This window comes from Actinocrinis sp. (genome assembly GCF_035653575.1).
GTDB lineage: Bacteria > Actinomycetota > Actinomycetes > Streptomycetales > Catenulisporaceae > Actinocrinis.
Map to the genome: position 1 here is coordinate 24,848 of NZ_DASRBQ010000003.1, position 21,417 is coordinate 46,264.

General features: G+C 69.3%; 14 protein-coding genes. 8 read left to right on the plus strand and 6 right to left on the minus strand.

Translation table 11 applies throughout. The features are described from left to right. Positions 1-140: 140 nt before the first annotated feature. Together VFA06_RS00490 and VFA06_RS00495 are read left to right on the plus strand one after the other, a co-directional pair. A complete protein-coding gene (locus VFA06_RS00490; protein ID WP_324838312.1) occupies positions 141-3,635 on the plus strand; it encodes a choice-of-anchor D domain-containing protein in 3,495 nt (1,164 codons plus the stop codon). 219 nt (positions 3,636-3,854) lie between these two features. After that, positions 3,855-5,423, plus strand: a complete 1,569-nt coding sequence (locus VFA06_RS00495; RefSeq protein WP_324838313.1) for a cellulase family glycosylhydrolase — start codon at positions 3,855-3,857, stop codon at positions 5,421-5,423. A 128-nt stretch (positions 5,424-5,551) separates the two neighbouring features. Here VFA06_RS00495 and VFA06_RS00500 read toward each other — a convergent pair whose 3' ends face one another. Beyond that, on the minus strand, positions 5,552-7,471 hold the full coding sequence (locus VFA06_RS00500; RefSeq protein ID WP_324838314.1) for a cellulase family glycosylhydrolase: 1,920 nt from the start codon (positions 7,469-7,471) through the stop codon (positions 5,552-5,554). Between the two features lie 296 nt (positions 7,472-7,767). Here VFA06_RS00500 and VFA06_RS00505 point away from each other — a divergent pair, with 296 nt between their 5' ends. The 6 genes from VFA06_RS00505 (at position 7,768) to VFA06_RS00530 (ending at position 15,023) form a co-directional block, all read left to right on the plus strand. Beyond that, positions 7,768-8,790 (plus strand): LacI family DNA-binding transcriptional regulator, encoded by a 1,023-nt coding sequence (locus VFA06_RS00505; RefSeq protein ID WP_324838315.1) that lies wholly within the window; start codon positions 7,768-7,770, stop codon positions 8,788-8,790. A gap of 347 nt (positions 8,791-9,137) precedes the next feature. Further along, positions 9,138-10,799: an ABC transporter substrate-binding protein gene (locus tag VFA06_RS00510; protein WP_324838316.1), complete on the plus strand. Its 1,662-nt coding sequence runs from the start codon at positions 9,138-9,140 to the stop codon at positions 10,797-10,799. 145 nt (positions 10,800-10,944) lie between these two features. Next, entirely contained in the window at positions 10,945-11,925 is a 981-nt protein-coding gene (locus VFA06_RS00515) for an ABC transporter permease (protein WP_349259996.1), read from the plus strand. A 1-nt stretch (position 11,926) separates the two neighbouring features. Further along, positions 11,927-12,883 (plus strand): ABC transporter permease, encoded by a 957-nt coding sequence (locus VFA06_RS00520; RefSeq protein ID WP_324838318.1) that lies wholly within the window; start codon positions 11,927-11,929, stop codon positions 12,881-12,883. Then, positions 12,880-13,980 carry an ABC transporter ATP-binding protein gene (locus VFA06_RS00525; protein WP_324838319.1) on the plus strand — a complete coding sequence of 367 codons (1,101 nt, stop codon included), beginning with the start codon at positions 12,880-12,882 and terminating at the stop codon, positions 13,978-13,980. The genes VFA06_RS00520 and VFA06_RS00525 overlap by 4 nt, the downstream gene beginning before the upstream one ends. Beyond that, on the plus strand, positions 13,977-15,023 hold the full coding sequence (locus tag VFA06_RS00530) for an ABC transporter ATP-binding protein (RefSeq protein WP_324838320.1): 1,047 nt from the start codon (positions 13,977-13,979) through the stop codon (positions 15,021-15,023). Before VFA06_RS00525 ends, VFA06_RS00530 begins: the two co-directional genes overlap by 4 nt. A gap of 72 nt (positions 15,024-15,095) precedes the next feature. Here the strand turns inward: VFA06_RS00530 and VFA06_RS00535 are convergent, their stop codons facing one another. The 5 genes from VFA06_RS00535 to VFA06_RS00555 all read right to left on the minus strand — a co-directional run bounded on the left by VFA06_RS00535 (position 15,096) and on the right by VFA06_RS00555 (position 21,384). Then, positions 15,096-16,067 (minus strand): acetylxylan esterase, encoded by a 972-nt coding sequence (locus VFA06_RS00535; protein WP_324838321.1) that lies wholly within the window; start codon positions 16,065-16,067, stop codon positions 15,096-15,098. A 2-nt stretch (positions 16,068-16,069) separates the two neighbouring features. Beyond that, complete coding sequence (gene mmuM, locus VFA06_RS00540) at positions 16,070-17,020, minus strand: homocysteine S-methyltransferase (protein ID WP_324838322.1); 951 nt, start codon at positions 17,018-17,020, stop codon at positions 16,070-16,072. Positions 17,021-17,123: 103 nt separating this feature from the next. After that, positions 17,124-18,704: a Na+/H+ antiporter gene (locus VFA06_RS00545; protein ID WP_324838323.1), complete on the minus strand. Its 1,581-nt coding sequence runs from the start codon at positions 18,702-18,704 to the stop codon at positions 17,124-17,126. A 194-nt stretch (positions 18,705-18,898) separates the two neighbouring features. Next, complete coding sequence (locus VFA06_RS00550) at positions 18,899-20,602, minus strand: MFS transporter (RefSeq protein ID WP_324838324.1); 1,704 nt, start codon at positions 20,600-20,602, stop codon at positions 18,899-18,901. A gap of 158 nt (positions 20,603-20,760) precedes the next feature. Beyond that, positions 20,761-21,384: a TetR/AcrR family transcriptional regulator gene (locus VFA06_RS00555; protein WP_324838325.1), complete on the minus strand. Its 624-nt coding sequence runs from the start codon at positions 21,382-21,384 to the stop codon at positions 20,761-20,763. Positions 21,385-21,417 lie beyond the last annotated feature (33 nt).

The window sequence follows — 21,417 nt, forward strand, 5'->3', positions numbered from 1 at the left end:
CGCCGCGGCCATGGTTCGGATTTCGTCACGGTTAGAGCGCGGACCGGATATCGCGCGGGCGTAGGCCGTAACCTCTCCTCGCAGTTGTGCTCATGCTGCCCGGCACCGGCACAGCGCAGCCTTTCAGAGGGGGGAACCGGGTGAACCTCGTCCGTGGATATCCGCGTGCCGCTTTCATAGCCTTGATCGCGGCCGGGCTCATATCCGGCGCCGCGTATGTCGCCTTCCCGGCGCGCGGCGAGGAGGTCACCGTCTCGCAGGACACGCTGCGCACCGGCTGGGACAAGAGCGAGACGGCGCTGGACCCGGCCTCGGTCCAGTCCCCCGACTTCGGCCAGCAGTTCTCCACCACGCTGGACGGCCAGGTCTACGCCCAGCCCCTGATCGTCGGCAACACCTTGATAGCGGTGACCGAGAACGACAAGGTTTACGGTCTCGACAAGGCGACCGGCGCTATCCTGTGGAGCGACAATTTCGGCCCCGCCTGGCCCGCCTCCACCATCGGCTGTTCAGACCTGACGCCGAACCTCGGCATCACCTCGGCCCCGGTCTACGACTCCTCGACCGGATACGTGTATTTGGTCACGAAGGTCAATGACGGTGCGGACGCGATGCATCCGCACTACTACATGCACGCGGTCAACGTCACCAGCGGCGCGGAGAAGGCCAACTTCCCGGTGGCCATCGGCGGCCATCCCTCGAACGACGCGGCGGCGACCTTCGATCCCGCCTACGAAGGCCAGCGTCCCGGTCTGCTGCTCCTCAACGGGGTCGTCTACGCGGCCTTCGGCTCGCACTGCGACTACGGACCCGACTATCGCGGATACGTCGCGGGAGTCTCCACAGCGGGCAACCAGACCGCGCTCTGGTCTGACGAAACCGGCACCGGCAACAACGGCGCCGGTGTTTGGCAGGGCGGCGGCGGCTTGGTCTCGGACGGCGCCGGGCAGATCATCCTCGCCACCGGCAACGGCGTCTCCCCGGCTCCAGGTCCCGGCAACGCGCCTCCCGGCAACCTGGCCGAGTCCGTGGTCCGGCTGCACGTGAACGCGGACGGCTCGCTCTCGCCGGCCGACTTCTTCAGTCCGCACGACGCGACCAAGATGGACGCCAACGACACCGACTTCGGCTCGGGCGGCCCGATGGGCCTGCCGGACGGATACGGCACCGCGGCGCACCCGCACCTGCTCGTGCAGATGGGCAAGGACGGCCGACTGTTCCTGCTCGACCGGGACAACCTGGGCGGGCACGCTGCCTCCACCGGCACTGACGCCTCGCTCGGCATGGTCGGTCCCTACCAGGGGCAGTGGGGACACCCCGCGTTCTACGGCGGAGACGGCGGCTACGTGTACCTCGTCGGCAACGGCGGTCCGCTGCGCGCGTTCAAGGTAGGCGTGGACGGTTCTGGAAACCCGGCGCTCAGCCTCGTCGGCACCAGCGCGGGCACCTTCAACTACACCTCCGGCTCGCCGGTGGTGACCTCGAACGGCACGACGGCGGGCACCGGCGTCGTCTGGGTCGTCTGGTCCTCCGGTCCGACCGGCACCAACGCCGAGCTTCGCGCGTACAGCGCCGAGCCGGACGGCAACGGCGTGCTGACCGAGCTGTGGTCCGCGCCGATCGGCACCGCGGTCAAGTTCACCACCCCGGCGACCAGCGACGGCCGCGTCTACATCGGCACCCGCGACGGCAAGATCCTCGCCTTCGGCCGGCCGGCCAACTCCGCGCTGACCGGTTCGCCGGTCTCCTTCGGCAATGTCGCCGTCGGCACTACCGGCAGCGCGACGCTGACCGTCACGGCCACCAAGGCGCTGAACGTCACCGGGGTTTCAGCCACCTCGCCGTTCTCGGCCACCGCGCCGCCCCTGCCGCACGCGATGAACTCCGGGGACACCCTCTCGATCCCGATGACCTTCGTCCCCGGCGGCACCGGCACGATCAGCGGAACCGTCACCGTGAGCACCGACTCGGGACCGGTCTCGTTCACCGTCGACGGCTACGGAACCAAGCCCGGTCTCGGCGCCAATCCGCCCAACGCGGTCTTCCTGGATCAGCCGGTCGGCCTGAGCGCGACGAAGAACATCCAGGTCACCAACACGGGTACGAGTACTGAGACGATCAGCGCGGCGACCTCGCCGAGCGCGCCGTTCACCGTCACCGGCCTGCCCGCCGCCGGCGCGACCGTTGCGCCGGGCGGTTCGTTCATCGCCTCGGTGACTTACTCGCCGACCGCGTCGACGGGTACCGGAGCGAATACGGACTCGTTCACCGTGACCTCCACCTCGGCCGACGATCCCAGCACCACGCACTCGGTGACGATCTCGCTGAGCGGCAACGCGGTGGACGCGGTCAAGAACCTGAACATCTCGCCGTGGCCGCTGGACTTCGGCGCGGTCCCGATCGGCGGCACCGCGACCAAGACCTTCAGCATCACCAACACCGGAAACGTGCCGGTGACGATCACCAAGGCCAAGGCGCCGGACTCGGACTTCAGCTCCGCCTCGCCGCTGCCCGAAGGCCAGGTCATCGGCCCGGACCAGACCTACGTCCAGCAGGTCACCTTCACCCCGACCTCGGTCGGGTCCGAGACCGCGCAGTACGAGATGACCAGCGATGACGGCCAGGGCGCCCGCTACCTGCCGATCACCGGCACGGCGACCGGCACCCTGCCGCAGGTTCCGACCGGCTGGCAGCTGAACGGTACGGCCACGACTACCGCCGCCGGCACGATCCAGCTGACCCCGGCGACGACGCCCGAGGTCGCCGGCTCCGCCTTCGGCACTGCGGCGGTCTCGACGAACAACCTCGCGGCCTCCTTCACGGCGCAGCTGAACGGCGGGTCCGGCGCCGACGGGCTGACCTTCTCGCTGATCGATGCGACCAAGAACCAGCCGACCGCCCTGGGCAGTCCGGGCGGCGGACTCGGTCTCGACGGGCTGAGCGGCATCGGCGTGGCCCTCGACACGTTCTGGAACGCGCAGGCCAACTCGGGCAACTACGTCGCGATCGCGACCGGCGCGGACAACGGTACGGGCGCGACCACCTACCTCGCGACCGCCCCGATTCCGGCGCCCTTGCGCACCGGGACGCACGCGGTGACCGTGACCGTCATCGCCGGTGTCATCACCGTGTACGTCGATGCCGCACAGGTGCTGACGTACACACCGGCAGCCGGCCTGATTCCGGCGAGCGCGTACGCGGGATTCACCGCGGGCAACGGAGGACAGACCGACCTGCACGCGGTGAGCAACATCGTCATCGCCACCTCTCCGGCCACGGCGACGGTCACCGCGCCTGCGGCCACCCCGGCCTCGGTGTCGTTCGCGGGCCAGCCGGTGGGCTTCCACTCACAGACCACGGTGACGCTCAAGAACACCGGCGCGGTGCCGGTAGTGGTCACCGGAGTCACCACCACCGGGCTGACGGGCGAGCTCGGAGTCTCCGCGCTGCCCGCAGTGGGCACGGTGATCGCGGCCGGCGGCTCCATCACCGTCAACCTCACCTTCGTGCCGACCGTGGCCAGCAAGGCGCACGGCTCGCTCTCGGTGGCCACGACCGGCGGGACGATCACCGTTCCGGTCACCGCCGTCACCTGGCCGCCGCCCGGCGTCACGATCGCCGTGAAAGCCCACTGAAACCGCCCGCCGATCAAGGGGCTGAGGCCGCATCCCGGCCCGCGCCTGCTCTGCCTTCATGAAGGAGAGCCGGCGCGGGCCGAGTCGTCCCCGGTGTCGCGACTGCACCAGATGCAACTTTCAGCCTTGCTTGACCGGTTAAGTAGGCGGTCCTACCGTGCTAGGGCACTAGGGCGCGGCAATGTCGCCGTGCGCTTCTTTGCCCACGGAGGTCTCTGCATGGATACGCTCCACAACCGCTCGCCACGGCTGCGCGCCGCACTCGCCAGCATGGGCGTCGCCGCGCTGGCCGCGAGTGCCGGAATCGTCGCGCTCACCACGGGTCAGGCCGCTGCCGCCACTCCCGCGTGCGCTGTCACCTACACCGTCAGCAGCCAGTGGCCCGGCGGCTTCGGCGCGAGTATCACCATCGTCAACAACGCGGCCGCGATCAACGGCTGGACCTTCGGCTTCTCCTTCGGCGCCGGGCAGACCGTCACCCAGGGCTGGAACGGCACCTGGTCGCAGAGTGGCGCGAACGTCACCGTCAGCAGCCTGAGCTGGAACGCCTCGGTCGCGACGGGCGGCTCGATCCAGCTGGGCTTCAACGGCTCGTGGACCGGCAGCAACCCGGTGCCGAGCACGTTCACGCTCAACGGCACGACCTGCAACGGCGCCTCCGCGAGCGGCAGCCCGACACCCTCGGCCAGCCCGTCGAAGTCCGCTTCGCCGAGCGCCTCGCCGTCCTCTTCGCCCTCGGCCTCGCCCTCCGGATCGAGCGGTGGCGGCGGCCCGGCCCCGCAGCTGCACGTCTCCGGCAACAAGATCGTCACCTCGACCGGCGCCGCCTGGACCCCGCACGGCGTGGACCGCTCCGGCGGCGAGTACGAGTGCGTGCAGGGTTACGGCATCTGGGACGGCCCCGCGGACCAGGCCTCAATCACGGCCATGAAGACCTGGAACGTGAACGCGGTGCGCATCCCGCTCAACGAGGCCTGCTGGAACGGCGAGTCGTACGTCAACTCGGCGTATGCGGGCTCGAACTACATCAACGCGGTCAAGGCCTTCGTCAACCTGCTGAACTCGAACGGCCTGGTGGCGATCCTGGACCTGCACTGGACCGACGGCACATACACCGGCAACTCCTCCGGCTGTTCCGCGGCCACGGCCACCTGCCAGAAGCCGATGCCGGACGCGGCGCAGGCCATCCCGTTCTGGACCTCGGTCGCCAACACCTTCAAGGGCAACAACGCGGTCATCTTCGACCTGTTCAACGAGCCCTACGCGTCCCGTGCCACCGGTGACAGCACCTCCGGCTGGACCTGCTGGAAGAACGGCGGCACCTGCAACGGGATCGGCTACCAGGTCGCCGGCATGCAGGGCATGGTCAACGCGGTGCGCAGCACCGGAGCGAGCAACGTGCTGATGCTCGGCGGCGAGGAGTACTCCAACGACCTGACCGGCTGGCTGGCCAACGAGCCCACCGACCCGGACAACAACCTGGTCGCCTCGTTCCACGACTACAACTTCAACACCTGCGCCCCACAGTCCTGCTGGACCAGCCAGGTCGCCCCGGTCATCGCCAAGGTGCCGGTCATCGCGGGCGAGATCGGCGAGAACGACTGCTCCGGCAGCTTCATCGACCCGCTGATGTCCTGGCTGGACTCCGAGCACACCGGCTACCTCGCCTGGACCTGGGACAACTGGTCCGGCGGCTGCTCCAGCGGCCCGACCCTGATCACCGACTACACCGGAACGCCGACCAACTTCGGCGCGGCGTACAAGGCGCACATCACCACGCTGCCGTAAACAGCCGAGGCCGAAGAGCCATGAGATGCCGCGCCGCGGTCCCTCCGCACTAGGGACCGCGGCGCGGCTCGTCTGTATCAGTGATCGACTGCCAAAGTCAATCAATCCATTGCTTTAGGTGATGCGCATCAGCCTTCGAGCTTGACGACCCGCACTCCGAACGGCGGAAGCGTCACCGCGTCCTCAGCCAGCCGGCCACCGTTTCGTAGCGTGGGTTTCACGGTCAGCTCCTCGGCGGCCTGGCTCACGAACCAGACCCACCGGGTACCGTCCTCGTGTTCGAGCACGTCCACGGCGACCCGCGGCTCGTCTACCGTGACCGCCCGCGCGACGCCGGCGAAGTCCGCCAGCGCGTCGTACAGGTCCCGGGTCGGATCCGGATTGACCCGCGGCAGGTAAGCCGCCATGTGCTCGATCGGATAGGTGCAGAACACCATTGACCCTGATCCGACCCGCCGTACCAGCAGCGCCGGGCGGCCCTTTCCGTCCACGGCGACGACCTCGGCGTCGGTGGGCTCCACCGGCAGCATCGCGCGGCTGTGCTCGTTGCCGCCGGTGCGGAAGCGCAACCGGCTGCCCTCGGCCAGGGCGCCGAACGGCCGGACGAACTCGAATTCGAACTCGTCCTCCTCCACCGTGTCTACGAGTCCATAGACGAGTTGGTGTTCGAACCCGAACAGGGTGTTCATCGCGGCGTGCCAGGGACCGCGCTGGTTGCCGTGCGCGCCCGCGAAGTAGGACACGTACACCGTCGCGCCATCCGCCGCCAGATCGGCCAGCGCGTACCAGGTGGGGGAGAGCAGCTGCTTGGTCGAGGGCACGAGGTACAACTTCGCGTCGGTGCCGATTCCGTCGCTCTCCCGCGCGATCGCCACCGGCAGGTCCGCAAGCCGCGTGGCGACATAGGCCTGCCCCAGCGTGTGGCACAGCTCCGGTCCGTCCGTGCTCGGCTCGGTGAACGGATACTCGGTGTCAAGGAACGAACTGACCACGAGGGCGGCCTCGGCCGGAGTGCGGCGCAGTCGCGGGAAGTCGACCTCGGCCAGCACCTCGGCGAAGGCGCGCAACTCGGCCAGCTGCGGCTTCGGCGTGCCCTGCGCGTCGGTCAACCCGAAGTGCAGCTCGAACGGATGGTGTCGATAAGGGTCCTGATGTTCGAGGCCGTCGAAGTCGGTGTTGTTCCAGGCGCCCCAGCCGGTGGCCCCGGCCAGCAGCGAGTTGTGCAGCGCCTGCCGGTAGAAGTGCGCGCCGTAGGCGTCGGAGGTGAAGTCCGAGGTGAGGCCGAACTCCTCCAGGATCACCGGCAGCCCGAACGAGCCAGCCAGCTCGCAGATCCAGGCGGCCGTGTAGTGCTGGCGCACCACGTCGTTGCCCATGGGATAGCTGTGCGGGCCGAGAAAGTCGCAGAGGCGCGCGGCGTCACGCAGCCGGAAGCCGTTGTCCCGTCCGGTGATCTCCAGTCCCCACGCCCCGTCGCCCAGCGAGATCGGCTGGGTTCCGCCGTTCGCGCGCACCGCGTCGATGATCAGCTGGGCCCAGGAGGCGACCTGCTCGCGCGGGGAGTTCTCGCCGCCGTAGATCGGCATCTCGTTGCTCACCAGCCAGCCGGCCACCGCCGGGTGCGAGGCGTAGCGGCGGGCCATCTCCCCGCCGAACCAGGCCTGCTGGGCAACCATCCACACGTCGGCGTACAGGTCGCGGCCGCCGCGCCAGGCCGGGTCCCAGTTCTCTCCGGACATGTGCCCGACGATCAGCGTCGGGATCGTGTACATGCCCAGCTCGGTGTGCAAGTCGAGAAACTGCGCGTAGCTGGCGCAGCACTGCTCGTCGACCCGGTTCGGCTCCGGCATGAAGTCCGGCCAGTAGAAGAACGAGCGGGTGAAAGTCAGCCCGTGTTCGCGCAGCACCGCGAGTTCCGCCCTGACCGTGTCCGCGTCGAACTGACGCCACATCAGCGGGCCGCCGCGGCGGGACCAGAAGTTCGCGCCGATCCACGGCGCGGGACTGGAACCGGGCTCGCCGGGCAGCCGGAGTGAGGGACGGTGCATGCGGGTCACGACCTTTCACGGGCGGGACTTGAGGCGCGTTCGGAGCGTCGGCACCCCTGGACGGGAGGTGGGTGGGCGCTATACCGGTTTAGTGGACCGTAAATCGGCCCTGCGCGCAAGAGCCTTCCCAGGGCCGGGCAGGTCGCGGGATCCGGTCGGTCCTCAAGCGCGCTTGTGAACTTCCCGCCGCTCGGCGCGCCCACTCGCCACAGCGGACGCTGCGGTCTGAGCCGCCGCCGCGCCGTAGACTGCCCACGGACGGTGGGGTCGCTGCTCGGTTTGGGAGGTTGCTCGCGGTGAAACGGCCTACGATCGCGGACATCGCCCAGCGGGCCGGGGTCACCAAGGCTGCGGTGTCCTTCGCGCTGAACAACCAGCCGGGCGTCTCGCCGACCACCCGGCAGCGGATTCTGGAGATCGCCCGGGAGATCGGCTGGCAGCCCAACAGCGCGGCGCGCGCCTTGTCCGACGGCAGGGCCGGGGCCTTCGGCCTGGTCATCGACCGCCCGGCCGGGATCCTCGGCGCGGAGCCGTTCTTCATGCAGCTGATCGCGGGCATCCAGGGTGCGCTCGCCGAGGGGCACACCGCGCTGCTGTTCACCGTGGCCGAGGACCGCCAGGCGGAGATGGAGCTCTACCGCACCTGGTGGGCGCAGCGCCGGGTGGACGGGGTCTTCATGGTGGACCTGCGCATCGACGACCCGCGCATCGCGGTGCTGCGGGAACTGGCGCTGCCCACGGTCGTGGTCGGGGCGCCGGAGGGTTCGGGCGGGCTCTCGGCGGTCTGGACGGACGACGAGACGGCGGCCCGGCTGGCCGTGGAGCACTTGGCCAAGCTTGGCCACCGGCGGATCGCCCGGGTGACCGGTATGACAGACCTCTGGCACACGCGGATCCGCACCGACGCCTTCATGCAGGCGGCGAACGAGGCGGGTATCGAAGCGCACTGCGTCACGGCGGACTACACGGCTGAGGGCGGCGCCGACGCGACGACCGCGCTGCTGGCCGAACCTGAGCCGCCGACCGCGATCGTCTACGACAATGACCTGATGGCGGTCTCCGGACTCGGCGCGGCGCAGCGAGCCGGTGTGGACGTGCCCGGTGAGCTGTCCGTGGTCTCCTGGGATGACTCGGTGCTCTGCCAGCTCGTGCATCCAGCGCTCACCGCCCTGCGCAGAGACGTGGTCGCTTACGGCGCGCACGCCGCGCAGCGGTTGCTGGAACTGGCGGCCGGCGGGGCGCCCGGCTCGCGCGGCGAGGCACCGGCCGTGCTGACGCCGCGGGCGTCGACCGCGCCGCCGCCTGCGCGTCGCAGGTGAGTTGCGTTCTGGTGTTTCGTCTGTCGAAGCGCCAGCGCTGCCACTAGCACCGCCACCGCCACCGCCACTAGCCCTGGCACCGAACCGGGTCATAAGTCCGATTCTGTCCTTATGTTCGGTTCCCCGCGCATGATCGTCGAATGTTTCCTTCGGCCGAGCGCACCCGCACCGACCCCCGCCGCACCCACCTGCCCGGTTCCAACTCCGGTCCGCCGCACTCTTGACGCTTAACCGGTTCAGTGCCAGCATCCGTGAACACTCGGCAATGCTGCGAACCGGTGGCAGCAGTACCCGCCTGGGTTGTGAATCCGCACCTAAATCCTGGCGTAGCGAAGTGAGGCTCAACGATGAGATCTAGATGGCGCGCGGTATCCACCCTGGTCCTGGCCCCCGTTCTGGCCGCGGCCGCGGCCTGCGGGAGCGGGGGCTCCGGCTCCTCGGCAAGCTCCGGACCCAGCGGCGTGCTCACCGTCTCCGGTTCTTCCAACCCCTTCACGGCCAACTTCAACCCGTACTCGCCGAGCGTGGTCATCGGCACCATCGGGATGATCTACGAGCCGCTGATGTTCTTCAACACCGCCAAGGCCGGCGACGTGCAGCCGTGGCTCGCCCAGTCCTACAGCTGGAACTCCGACGGCACCGCGATCACCTTCAAGCTGCGCTCCGGCGTCACCTGGAACGACGGCAAGCCGTTCACCGCCGCCGACGTCGCCTACACCTTCAACCTGGACACCGACAGCGCGCTCAACACCAACGGCCTGCCGGTGAAGGACGCCGTAGCGAACGGCACCGACTCGGTGACGATCAACTTCACCAAGCCCGCGTATCAGGACCTGGTCTACATCGCGGACAAGACGATGATCCTGCCGCAGCACATCTGGTCCACCGTCGGCGACAAGAAGACCTGGACCAACCCGAAGCCGGTCGGCACCGGGGCGTGGATCCCGAGCAAGGTCAACAGCCAGGTGATGGAGTTCACCGCCAACCCGCACTACTACCTGCCGAACACGCCGCACTTCAAGACCGTCCGGTTCCTCGAGTACAGCGCCAACAGCACGGCCGACCAGGCCATCGAGTCCGGCTCCGTGGACTGGTCCGGCGGCTTCATCCCGGACATCAAGAAGAACTACCTGGCCAAGAACGCGAAGTACGCGGTCGAGGACATCCCGCTCTCGGTGACCTACCTGGTGCCGAACTACAAGCAGGGCCCGACCGCGGACAAGGCGGTGCGCCAGGCGATCAGCCAGGCCATCGACCGCGACTTCATCAGCCAGTCCGTCTACAACGGCTACGCCCCGCCGGTCAATCCGATGGACCTGCTGACCCCGAACTTCAACAGCATCCTGGATCCGAGCCTGGCCGACCAGAAGTTCGCAAAGCCCGACCCCGCCGCCGCAAAGGCGACCCTCCAGGCGGCCGGCTACACCCTCGGCTCGGACAACGTCTTCCGCGACAAGGCGGGCAAGCCGCTGGACATCTCGATCAAGGTGGTCACCGGCTGGTCCGACTACATCAGCATCCTGCAGATCGTGGAGCAGGAGCTGGCCGCGGTGGGGATCAAGGTGGACGGGCAGGCCGAGGCGTACAACGCGTGGCTGCAGGACCAGAACTCCGGCAACTTCCAGCTGATGATCGACAACTTCGGCTACACCTCGGACCCGTACACCTACTACAACCAGCTGCTCAACGGCTCGGTGGCCCCGCCGGTCGGCCAGGTGGACCAGTTCGGCGACTACGGCCGCTATGACGACCCGCAGGTCGACTCGCTGCTCGCGGACATCGCCGGAACCTCGGACGCGGCCAAGCAGAAGCAGGACTTCTACCAGATCGAGCACCTGGTCGTGCAGGACATGCCGACCATCGCGCTGTTCGCCGCCCAGGACGAGATCGAGTTCAACGGCAACCACGTGAAGGACTTCCCGACCACGGACAACCCGTACGCCGCCCCGCCGATCTGGCTGCAGCCGGACGAGGGCTGGACGGCCCTGCACATCGCGCCCGCGAGCTGACCTGACGCGGTCGCCGCGCAACGACGGCCGCGCGTCCCGGAACGCACATGCTCCCAAAGTGAAGCATGATCCTGATTTCGCAGGGTTCCGGGGCGCGCGCCGCCGCCGCGGCGGCGCACTACGAGTGAGGAGGCGGGGCGTGCGCCTGCGCTATGTCGGCCGGAAACTCGGCTTCTACCTGGTGGCCGCGTGGATCGCGATCACCCTGAACTTCTTCCTGCCGCGGCTGATCCCCGGCGACCCGATCGCGGTCATCATCAACAAGCAGTCCCAGACCGGCACCGTGCCGCCCGGCGAGGCCGATCAGCTGCGCAAGCTGCTCGGGCTCGGCTCCGGCAGCCTGATCAGCCAGTACGGCCAGTACCTCGATTCCCTCGCGCATCTGCGCTTCGGCCTGTCCATCACGGTGTTCCCGACCCCGGTGATCGACCTGGTGCGGCAGGCGATCTTCTGGACCCTGATCCTGGTGGGCATCGCCACCCTGCTCAGCTTCCTGCTCGGCATCGGCCTCGGCACGCTCGTCGGCTGGCGGCGCGGCAGCAAGCTGGAGGCGATCGTGCCGGCCACCACGCTGCTGACCGCGGTGCCGTACTTCTGGCTGGCGCTGCTGCTGGTGTATCTGTTCGCGAACACCTGGCATCTGTTCCCGGCGCAGGGCGGCTACGACGTAACGCTGGATCCCGGCTGGAGCGGCCCGTTCATCTCCTCGGCGATTCAGCACTCGCTGTTACCCGCGATCACCCTCATCGTCGCGTCGATCGGCGGCTGGCTGCTGGGAATGCGCAACATGATGGTGGCGACCCTCGCCGAGGACTACGTGGTCGCGGCCGAGGCGAAGGGCCTGAGCTCGATGCGGGTCATGGTCCGGTACGCGGCCCGCAACGCGGTGCTGCCGAGCGTGTCAGGGTTCGCGGTCTCCATCGGCTTCGTGGTCACCGGGCAGATCGTGATGGAGCAGGTCTTCAACTACCCCGGCATCGGCAACCTGCTGTTCAACGCCGTGCAGAACCAGGACTACCCGCTCATGCAAGGCATCTTCCTGGCCATCAGCTTCGCCGTGCTCGGCGCGAATCTGCTGGTGGACCTGCTCTACGGCGTCATCGACCCGCGCACGAAGGAGGCCTGAGGTGTCGGCCACGGTCACTACTCAGCTGGTAGAGGCGCCGGCTGAAACCGCCGCACGCGGCACCGGCCTGCTGCGTACCGCGCTGCGCTCCCGGCGCCTGATCGCAGGGCTCTGCATCGTCGGCTTCTTCATCCTGCTCGGGGCGATCGGGCCGCTGTTCCTCGGCAATCCGAACCTGGTCAGCACGGACCGGGCCGCCGGGCCGTCCGCCGCGCACTGGTTCGGCACCACGGACATCGGACAGGACGTGTTCTCGCAGACCGTGGTGGGAACCCGCGCCACCCTGGAGATCGGCGCGGCGGCCGGCCTGGTCGCGACCGCGATCTCGGTGATCATCGGGATCGGCGGCGGCTACGCGGGCGGCTGGGTGGACGAGATCCTCGCCCTGATCTCCAACGTGGCCCTGGTGATCCCGACCCTGCCGCTGGTCATCGTGGTGGCCGCGTTCGTGAAGAACACCGGCCTGCTGCCGACCGTGTTCGTGATCGCGATGACCGCCTGGGCCGCCTCGGCCCGGGTGCTGCGCGGGCAGACACTCTCGATCCGCAACCGCGACTACGTGCTCGCCTCCAAAGCCCTCGGCGAACCGGTCTGGCGGATCGTGCTCGTGGAGATCCTGCCGAACGAGCTGCCGATCATCGTCTCGCAGTTCCTGTTCTCGATGATCTTCGCGATCCTCGCCCAGGCCGGCCTCGCCTTCCTCGGATTGCAGAGCCCTGACCTGCTCACCTGGGGCAACACGCTGTACTTCGCCCAGAACGCCGAGGCGCTCTCCTCCGGCGACTGGTGGTGGTTCGCGCCGCCGGGCCTGTGCATCGCCCTGCTCGGCGCGGGCCTTGCCCTGATCAATTTCGGGCTCGACGAACTGCTCAACCCGCGGCTGCGCGTGTACCGCGAACCCCGCGGCCGGCGCGCGAACAAGCTCAGCCCGGTAGCCGGAACGGAGACGCAGCAGTGATCACGAAGACCGGAACCGAGGCGCCGCACGGCTTCGCCGGCCTCGGCACCGACCTGGTGTTGCGCGCGAGCAACGTGAGCGTCGAATACGCTGGAAGCCGCCCGACCCGGGCCGTGCGCGACGTGTCGCTGGAGCTGCGGCGCGGCGAAGTGCTCGGCATCGTCGGCGAGAGCGGCTGCGGTAAGTCAACCTTCGCATACGCGCTGACCCGGATGCTGCGGCCGCCGGCCCGGATGACCGCCGGCGTCGTGGAGTATTTCAGCCGCGACGGCGAGAGTGTCGACCTGGCCACCCTGGACGGCGACCGGCTGCGCGAGTTCCGCTGGAACAAGGTCTCGATGGTGTTCCAGAGCGCGATGAACGCACTGAACCCGGTGACCAGCATCGGCAGCCAGATGGACGACATCTTCCGCACGCACCGGCCGGGCATGGACAAGGCCGCGCGCCGCGCCCGCTCCGGCGAACTGCTGGAGATGGTGGGCATCGATCCAAGGCGGCTGCGCTCCTTCCCGCACGAGCTGTCCGGCGGTATGCGCCAGCGCGTGGTGATCGCGATGGCACTGGTCCTGGAGCCGGAGGTCGTGGTCATGGACGAGCCGACCACGGCTCTCGACGTGCTGGTGCAGCGGGAGATCCTGGACGAGATCGAGCGGCTGCGCGCCGAGCTCGGCTTCTCAGTGATCTTCATCACCCACGATCTGGCGCTGCTGCTGGAGATCAGCGACCGGCTCGCCGTGATGTACGCCGGCCAGGTGATCGAGTACGCCCCGGCCGAGCAGGTCGCCGCCTCGCCGCTGCACCCGTATACCAGGGGCCTGCTCCGCTCGTTCCCGGACCTGCGCGGGGAGCGGCGCGAGATGCACGGCATCCCGGGCAGTCCGCCGGACCTGCGCACGACGCTGGCCGGCTGTCCGTTCGCGCCGCGCTGCGAATCGGTATTCGACCCCTGCCACCAGATCACCCCGCCGCTGCGAGCGCCGGCCGGCGCCTGGCCGGTGGCCTGCCATCTGCACGACCCGCGTTACGCCGGCGGGCTTCCTGGCGGCGCTGAGGGCTCGACCAGCACCGCCGAAACAGCCGAGGAGGACAGGCGATGAGCGCGCTTACCGTCACCGACCTGACCGTCGACTATCGCCAGCACGGCGGCCGCTTGCGCGCGGTGGAGGGTCTCTCCTTCGCGCTCGAGCCCGGCCAGACCCTCGCCCTGGTGGGGGAGAGCGGCAGTGGAAAGTCCACCGTCGTCAGGACCCTGAGCCGCTTCGTGAAGCCCAGCGCGGGCGAGATCGTGCTGCCTGACCTCGCCGGCGGTGCGGGGCGACTGGGCCGCCGCGCCGAACGCAAGGCCTATCACAAGGCCATGCAGCTGGTCTTCCAGGACCCGTTCGCCTCGCTCAACCCGATGCACACGGTCGCGCACCACCTACGCCGGCCGCTGCTGCTGCACGGCGGCTACCGGCGCGGCCCGAAACTCGACGCCGCAGTGCTCGACCTGCTGCGCTCGGTCAACCTGACCCCGCCCGAAGACGTGGCCGGCAAGCATCCGCACGAGCTGTCCGGCGGCCAGCGCCAGCGCGTCGCCATCGCGCGTGCCCTCGCCACCAACCCCAAGGTGCTGCTGGCCGACGAACCGGTGTCAATGCTCGACGTCTCGATCCGCCTGGAGATCCTCAATCTGCTCGACCGGCTGAAACGGGACCGCGACCTCGCGCTGCTCTATGTCACGCACGACCTGGCCACCGCGCGGCACTTCTCCTCGCAGATCATGGTCATGTATCGCGGCGAGGTGGTGGAACGCGGGCCGAGCGATGAGGTGATCCTGCATCCGGCGCATCCGTACACGCAGATGCTCGCCTCCGCGGCGCCGGACCCGACGCTGACCCGCTCGAAGCTGGCCGAGGCGCGGGCGCAGCGGGCCCGGGCCCGCGACTCGCGCGCCGCGGAGCACCGGGAATCAGCGCTCGATCAGGGCTGCCGGTTCCGCAGCCGGTGCCCCTTCGCGATGGCGGTCTGCGCGACCCGGCCGCCGGACCTGCCGGCGGTGAAGGGCGCCGTGAACGGCTCGGCGGCGGGGCATGTCGCACGCTGCTGGCTGCTTGACGAGTCGGCGGCGGCCGCACCTGCCGCCGACTCGTCGAACTAACAGGGTTCTTAGCCTCGATTTGCGTTACACCGGCCCGGCGCCGTCACGACGCCGGGCCGACGTCCGGGTGAACTACTTGGTCACCTCGGCGGCGAACGAGAACGCGCGCGGCGTGTGGTGCGCCTGTCCGCCTTCGTGGCCGTTGTACGTGTAGACCGCGATGTCCTTAGGCCCGGCGTAGTGGTTGTAGGACGCGTACACGGTGGACGGCGGGCAGATGTCGTCCATCAGCGCGACCGAGTACAGCGCCGGGGCGGTCGCCCGCGCCGCGAAGTTCAGCCCGTCGAAGTAAGACAGGGTCCTGAACACCTGCTCCACCTTGTCCCGGTGCACCTTACAGAAGTTGGCGATCTCCTTGTACGGATAGCCGTCCGTGATCTCGGTCGCGCGCCGGAAGTGCTGGAGGAAAGGCACGTCGGTGAGCACCCCGGCCAGGTCGTTCACCAGACCCGCGACCGCGAGCGACAGGCCGCCGCCCTGGCTGCCGCCGTGCACGACGATGCGCGAACCGTCGACGTACGGATGCGTCCGCGCCGCCTCGACCGCGCGTACCGCGTCGGTGTAGAGCCGGCGGTAGTAGTAAGTCCCCGGCGCGAGGATTCCGCGCGTCATCACGCCCGGATATGCCGGGCCGTTGCCGTCGCCGAAGTCGTCCGGGGTGTCGCCGACCGACCACGAGGCGCCCTGTCCGCGCGTGTCCATGATGAAGTGCGCGTAGCCGGCGCTCGCCCACAGCAGCCGCTCGAAATGCAGGCCGCGTCCGCCGCCGTAGCCGATGTACTCGACGATGGTGGGCAGCGGGCCGCTCGCCGAGGCCGGGTAAAGCATCCAGCCCTTGATGGGTTGGCCGCCGAAGCCGCGGAACGTCACGTCCTCGACCACGACGGTGTTCAGCTGGCTCTCTACCGGCTCGAACGCCGCGTCGATCGGGTGCGAGCGCGCCGAGGCGAGGGTGTCGGCCCAGAAGGCCGCGAAGTCGTCGGGTTCAGTGCGGGATGGAACGTATTCGACGAGCTCGTCGAGGTCCTTGTCTACGAACGCCATGTTCAGACCTTACCGGTGGGCTGCGCTGCTGGGATACACCCTTTCAGCGCTTGCGCTACCGCGCTGATTCCCACCGGACCGACCCGGCAACAGCCTCCGATCAGGCGCGCACCCGCGCGGACCCAGGACTCGACCAGGCCCGCGTCGAATGTATTCGATCCCTGCCACGTATGCGCCGCCGCGTCCCAGGATTCGCCGCTGTTGGGATAGACGACCACTGGCTTACCCGTCACGGCAGCGGCGATTTCCACGGCGGGCGCGACATCCTGCGGCGCGCAGCAGTTGACCCCGATCGCAAGGATCGAATCGACCGACGCGGCGAGCTCGAAGGCCTCGGCGAGCGGCTGCCCGGCCCGGGTGCGCGATCCGCAGATCGTGTAGGAGAGCCAGCTCGGCAGCCCGAGCGAGCCGACCACCCGTAGCATCGCCTCGGCCTCGTCGGTATCCGGGACGGTCTCCAGCGCGAGCACGTCGGGGGCGGCCGCGGCCAGCGCCTCGATGCGCGACCGGTGGAAGCCTTCGAGCTGCGCGACTGTCAGCCCATAGCGCCCGCGATACTCCGAGCCGTCCGCGAGCACCGCGCCGTAAGGGCCGACCGACGCCGCGACGTAACGCGGTCGCTGCGCGTCGCGGAAGTCTTCAGCGGCACGCCGCGCCAACTCGACGCTGAGGCCGAACAGCCTCGCAGCCTCGTCGCGCGAGAATCCCTTACGGGCAAAGCCATCGAAGCTCGCCTGATAGCTGGAGCTGATGGCCACCTGCGCGCCCGCCGCGAAGTAGGCCGCGTGCGCCGCGACGATGGCCGACGGATCATCCGCGAGCAGCCGCGCGGACCACAGCGCGTCCGAAAGATCGTGCCCCGCGGCTTCGAGCTGATTGGACATCCCGCCGTCGAGCACCATCGGCCCGGCAGCCAGCGCCTGCGCCAGCGATGGACGTGCGGGTGTGGTCATAGCTTGATCCTAAACCGGAACCGATCCCGCCTCGCGGTCTCGCTCGGCTGGGCAGCCATCCGATCGCCGCCTGTCCAGTTGAACGGGACGGGCGCGGGTTCGGCTAGTGCCGCTCGCTGCGCAGGTCCAGGCGGCGCATCACGCGGTCGACCAGCTCAGGGTCCGAGCCGGGTTCGGCGCGGGCCGCGAGCAGCTCCCGGCGGCCGGCCGCGATCATCTCCTGATCCAGCGCCTGCAGCCGCTTCACCTCGCCATAGCGCTTCTTCGCGGCCGCGCGCATCTCGTCGTCGACCGACTCGGGGAACGCCTGCGCCAGCCGCCCCTGGCGCCGGGTGGCCAGCCGGTCGTACAGCTCGTCCGGGACCGAGCCGTTCTCGGCCGCCGCGTTGAGCTGGCGCAGTTCGGCCTTCGCGACGCGGTACCAGAGCCGCTTCTCCGCCTCCCGCTCCGCCTGGTCATCCGCGTCGACCTTCAGCAGCCGCACCAGGACCGGCAGCGTCAGCCCCTGCACGACGAGGGTGAACAGGACCACCGCGAACGCGGTGAACAGCAGCGCGTCGCGGCCGGGGAACGCCTGCCCGCCGTTGATCGTGAGCGGGATCGCGAGCGCCAGCGCGACGGTCACCACGCCGCGCATCCCGGCCCACCACATGACCACGGTCTCGCGCATGGTGATCGGCTTGTCGTCGCCCTCGGCCCGGCCCATCCGGTTGGCCAGCCAGGCGGCCGGAAGCAGCCAGAGCAGCCGGGTGAAGACCACGACCGCGACCACGGCGAACGCGTCGCCGAGCAGCGAGGTCCACCGGTCGCCGACATCGCGCACGACCACGTACAGCTCCTGGCCGATGAGCCCGAACGCGAAGCCGGTCACCAGCAGCTCGACGATGTCCCAGAACGCCGTGCCTACCAGCCGATAGGCCACGTCGTCGGCGTCGATCTTGTCGGAGAGGTAGAGCCCGTACACGAGCACCGCGAGCACGCCGGAGCCGTGCAGATGGTCGGCCGCCACGTACGCCGCCGTCGGGATCAGCAGGCTGAGACTCACCTGCAGCGTCGCGTCGCCGAGCAGGCCCATCGCCCGGTTCGAGCACCAGCCGAGCACCAGGCCGACCGCCACCGCGATGACCGCGGACAGGGCGAACTCGCCGAGCGCTTCCCAGCCGGAGAAGTGGTGCGAGACCACTGAGCTGACTGCAACGCTGTAGATGACGACCGCGGTCACGTCATTGAACAGGCCCTCGGTCTCCAGGGTGCTGATGAGCCGGCGCGGCAGGCTCAGATCCCCGGCCACCGCGGTGGCCGCGACCGGATCCGGCGGCGAGATGAGCGCGCCGAGCAGCACCGCCACGCCGATCGGCATGCCCGGGTTCAGCACGCTGAACACCCCGGCCACGGCCGCCGTGGTCACCAGCACCAGCAGGATCGCGAGCAGCAGCACGGTGCGCCAGCTCGCCTTGAACTGCCGCCAGTGGGTGCGCCTTGCCGCGGCGAACAGCAGCGGCGGCAGCACCAGCGGCAGGATCAGGTCCGGGCGCAGATTCGGGTTCGGCACCTGCGGCAGCAGCGCCATCGCGGCGCCGAACAGGGTCATCAGCACGGGGGAGGGAAGCCCGATCCGGCGGCCGATCGGCACGGAGAAGATGGTGGCCAGGCCGATCGCGAACAGAATGGTCAGTTGGTCCATGCGGGCTCCTCCTGTCGGGCCGGGCGGGAGCGTGCCCCGTTGGCCGGTTCGGCGGGATACCCGTGATGCTATCCGGATGGTGGTTTTCTAGGGGGAATTGTCCGCAGGCGGGACGCGGGGCGCTGAAGGTTCGGTGCCCGTCCGCCCGTGCGGAGGCGGACGGGCACCGAGGGGTGGAGCGGCTTGTCAGGCGGTCACGCCGCGGTCGCGGACCCGCCGCCGAGTTGGGCCAGCTGCTCGCTGATCAACTGCTCGTGCGCGGCCACGTCCGCCCGCGCCTTGCGCGGGCTCCAGCGTCCCGCCATCAGGAAGATCGCCGGGATGAAGACCGCCTCGCCGCCGAGGCACACCCACCACCAGGTCTGCCAGTTCTTCGGGTTCTGCGCCGCGGCCTGCTGCACCGCCGGGCCGTACTGGCCGAGGACGGCGAGCTGCGGCGCGGCCTTCTGGACGATCAGCAGGTTGGGAATGCCGACCTCCTGGGCCGCCTGAGCCTGGAGCGCCGGCGGGATCTGGTTGGGCGGGTACTGCTGCAGCTGGGCGAACAGCTTCGGGTGCTGCTGCACGATCGCCAGCGCCGGTCCGGCCTGCGCCTGCGCGGCGGCTACCTGCGCGCCGTGGTCGACCAGCGGCGTCGCGCTGGAGACCACGATGGGCAGGATCGCCGAGGAGATCGCGACGACCGCGCGGATGATCCAGCCGTACACCGCAAGGCCGGTCGCGGTGGCGGCCGGATTGCGCCGCTCGACGGTCTCGGTGAAGCTCGCCATCCACGGCGCGTAGGTGAAGCCGCCGAAGATGCCGACCCCGGCGACCAGCAGCGCGAAGGTGTAGTAACTGGTCTGCGGCCTGGTCGCGGCGAGGGCGAACGGGATCAGCACGCCGATCGAGGCCACCGCGCCGATGAGCATGAACGGCTTACGCACCTTGGCCCAGTCGGACAGCAGCCCGACCACCACGAGGCTGACCGCGTTCGCCGCCCAGTACCAGTTGAGCAGGCCGGCCGTGCGCTGCACCGAGTAGCCGAAGGTGGTGACGAAGTAGACGGTGAAGGAGCCCACCGCGGCGAAGTAGAGCAGGAGGAAGAGGCTAATGGCGAGCGCGGAGGAGAGGATGTCGGTGCGCAGCATCTGCCGCCAGTGGCCGCGCAGGGCCGCCTCGGTGTCAAGGCCCTGAGCCCTGGCCTCGATCAGCGCCCGGTCGCGCAGGCTCACCATGATCTGGTCGCGCAGCTGCGGGGACAGCTCGCGCAGGCCGAACAGGGCGATGACGAAGGCCAGCAGGCCGGCCCAGCCGGCGTAGCGGAACTCGTCCTGCCAGGTCGTCGAGCCCGAATACGTGTGGCTGGTCACGGCCGTGACGACCAGGCTGCCGACCACCGGTCCCATGGTCCAGTAGCCCATCGCCGAGGCGCGCCCGAGCTGCGGGGAGAAGTCGCGAACGAGCGCAGGGGTGGTGACCAGGATGATGCCCTCGACGAAGCTGACCAGGGCGATCAAGAACAGGAACATGCCCTTGGAGCCCGCGTTGGGCACCGCGAAGGCGACCAGCGCGCCGGTGATCAGCAGGCCGTACACGGTCAGGTTGGCGCGGCCCCAGCGATCCGCGAGACCGGCGAGAAGGGAGGCGAACGCGCCGACGGCGTTCCCGATGACGGACACGTACACGAAGTACGTGAACGTCATGTTGTAGTGCGTGATGATCGCGGTCGAGACCGCGTACTGGATGTAGAGCTCGTAATAGAGGACCACGGTCGCCACGACCACGATCGCGAGGTAGGCGTACCGTGCCGCGGTGTCCGGATACCTGGTCAGCTGCCGGTGCCACAGCGCGTTCGCGGCGCGTGGGGTGGCGGGGCTTGGGGTGGCGGGAATTCCTTCCGTTGCTGAAGCGGACATTGCTCTGGACCTCCTGAGCCGAAGGACTCACCACCGCACGACGCTGTGCGGCGGCGTGAGCGTAGTACCGACCGGACGGTATGGCTAGATGGGGCGGATGCCGTATTCGTCCGGTGGTGGGAGAGGGACGCTGAACGACGCGAACGGGATGTGCTGGACTACTCGACGCGCAGCGAGGCGAGGAAGAGATCGGCGTAGTGCTCGGCGATCTGTTGCCGGGTGAGCCCGCCGTCGCGGTGGTACCAGGTGCCCAGCTGGTTGACCGAGCCGAAGAAGAAGTGCACGGCCAGGTCGGCGGGCACGTCCTTGCGGAAGGCCCCGTCCCGCTGGCCCTCCTCGACCAGCGCGCGGAACCGCTCGTGGTAGCGCCGCCGCTCGGCCCGCACCTGCGCGCGCTGCGGGTTCGGCAGCATGTGCACCGAGCGGAAGGAGACGATCGCCTCCTCGATCGAGTCCAGCGTGCTCTCCACCACGTCGGCCGCGGCTGCCCTGACTCGCTCCGCCGCCGTGCCGGGCCCGTCCGCGATCGCGTTGAGCCGCTCGGTCTGCCGGCCGAGCAGCCGGTGGTAGATCTCGTAGAGCAGGTCGTCCTTGGACGCGAAGTAGTGGTACATCGCGCCCTTGGTCACACCCGCCGCGGCCACGATCTCCTGTACCGACGTCCCCTCGACGCCCTGCGCGGCGAACAGGCGCAACGAGGCCGCGATCAAGCGCTCCTGGACCGGGAGCCGGGCCAGTTCCGGTGCGGGGGCGGGCGGCTCCTTGATCGGTGTCCGTGGCATGTCAGCAAGGGTATCGACATGCGCCGAACGGGC

What these genes read in the sequence shown, in the direction of transcription:
- VFA06_RS00510 (WP_324838316.1), top strand. Translation starts at nt 9,138, where the DNA reads ATGAGATCTAGATGGCGCGCGGTATCCACCCTGGTCCTGGCCCCCGTT.
- mmuM (WP_324838322.1), bottom strand. Translation starts at nt 17,020, where the DNA reads ATGACCACACCCGCACGTCCATCGCTGGCGCAGGCGCTGGCTGCCGGG.
- VFA06_RS00530 (WP_324838320.1), top strand. Translation starts at nt 13,977, where the DNA reads ATGAGCGCGCTTACCGTCACCGACCTGACCGTCGACTATCGCCAGCAC.
- VFA06_RS00500 (WP_324838314.1), bottom strand. Translation starts at nt 7,471, where the DNA reads ATGCACCGTCCCTCACTCCGGCTGCCCGGCGAGCCCGGTTCCAGTCCC.
- VFA06_RS00555 (WP_324838325.1), bottom strand. Translation starts at nt 21,384, where the DNA reads ATGCCACGGACACCGATCAAGGAGCCGCCCGCCCCCGCACCGGAACTG.
- VFA06_RS00545 (WP_324838323.1), bottom strand. Translation starts at nt 18,704, where the DNA reads ATGGACCAACTGACCATTCTGTTCGCGATCGGCCTGGCCACCATCTTC.
- VFA06_RS00495 (WP_324838313.1), top strand. Translation starts at nt 3,855, where the DNA reads ATGGATACGCTCCACAACCGCTCGCCACGGCTGCGCGCCGCACTCGCC.
- VFA06_RS00550 (WP_324838324.1), bottom strand. Translation starts at nt 20,602, where the DNA reads ATGTCCGCTTCAGCAACGGAAGGAATTCCCGCCACCCCAAGCCCCGCC.
- VFA06_RS00535 (WP_324838321.1), bottom strand. Translation starts at nt 16,067, where the DNA reads ATGGCGTTCGTAGACAAGGACCTCGACGAGCTCGTCGAATACGTTCCA.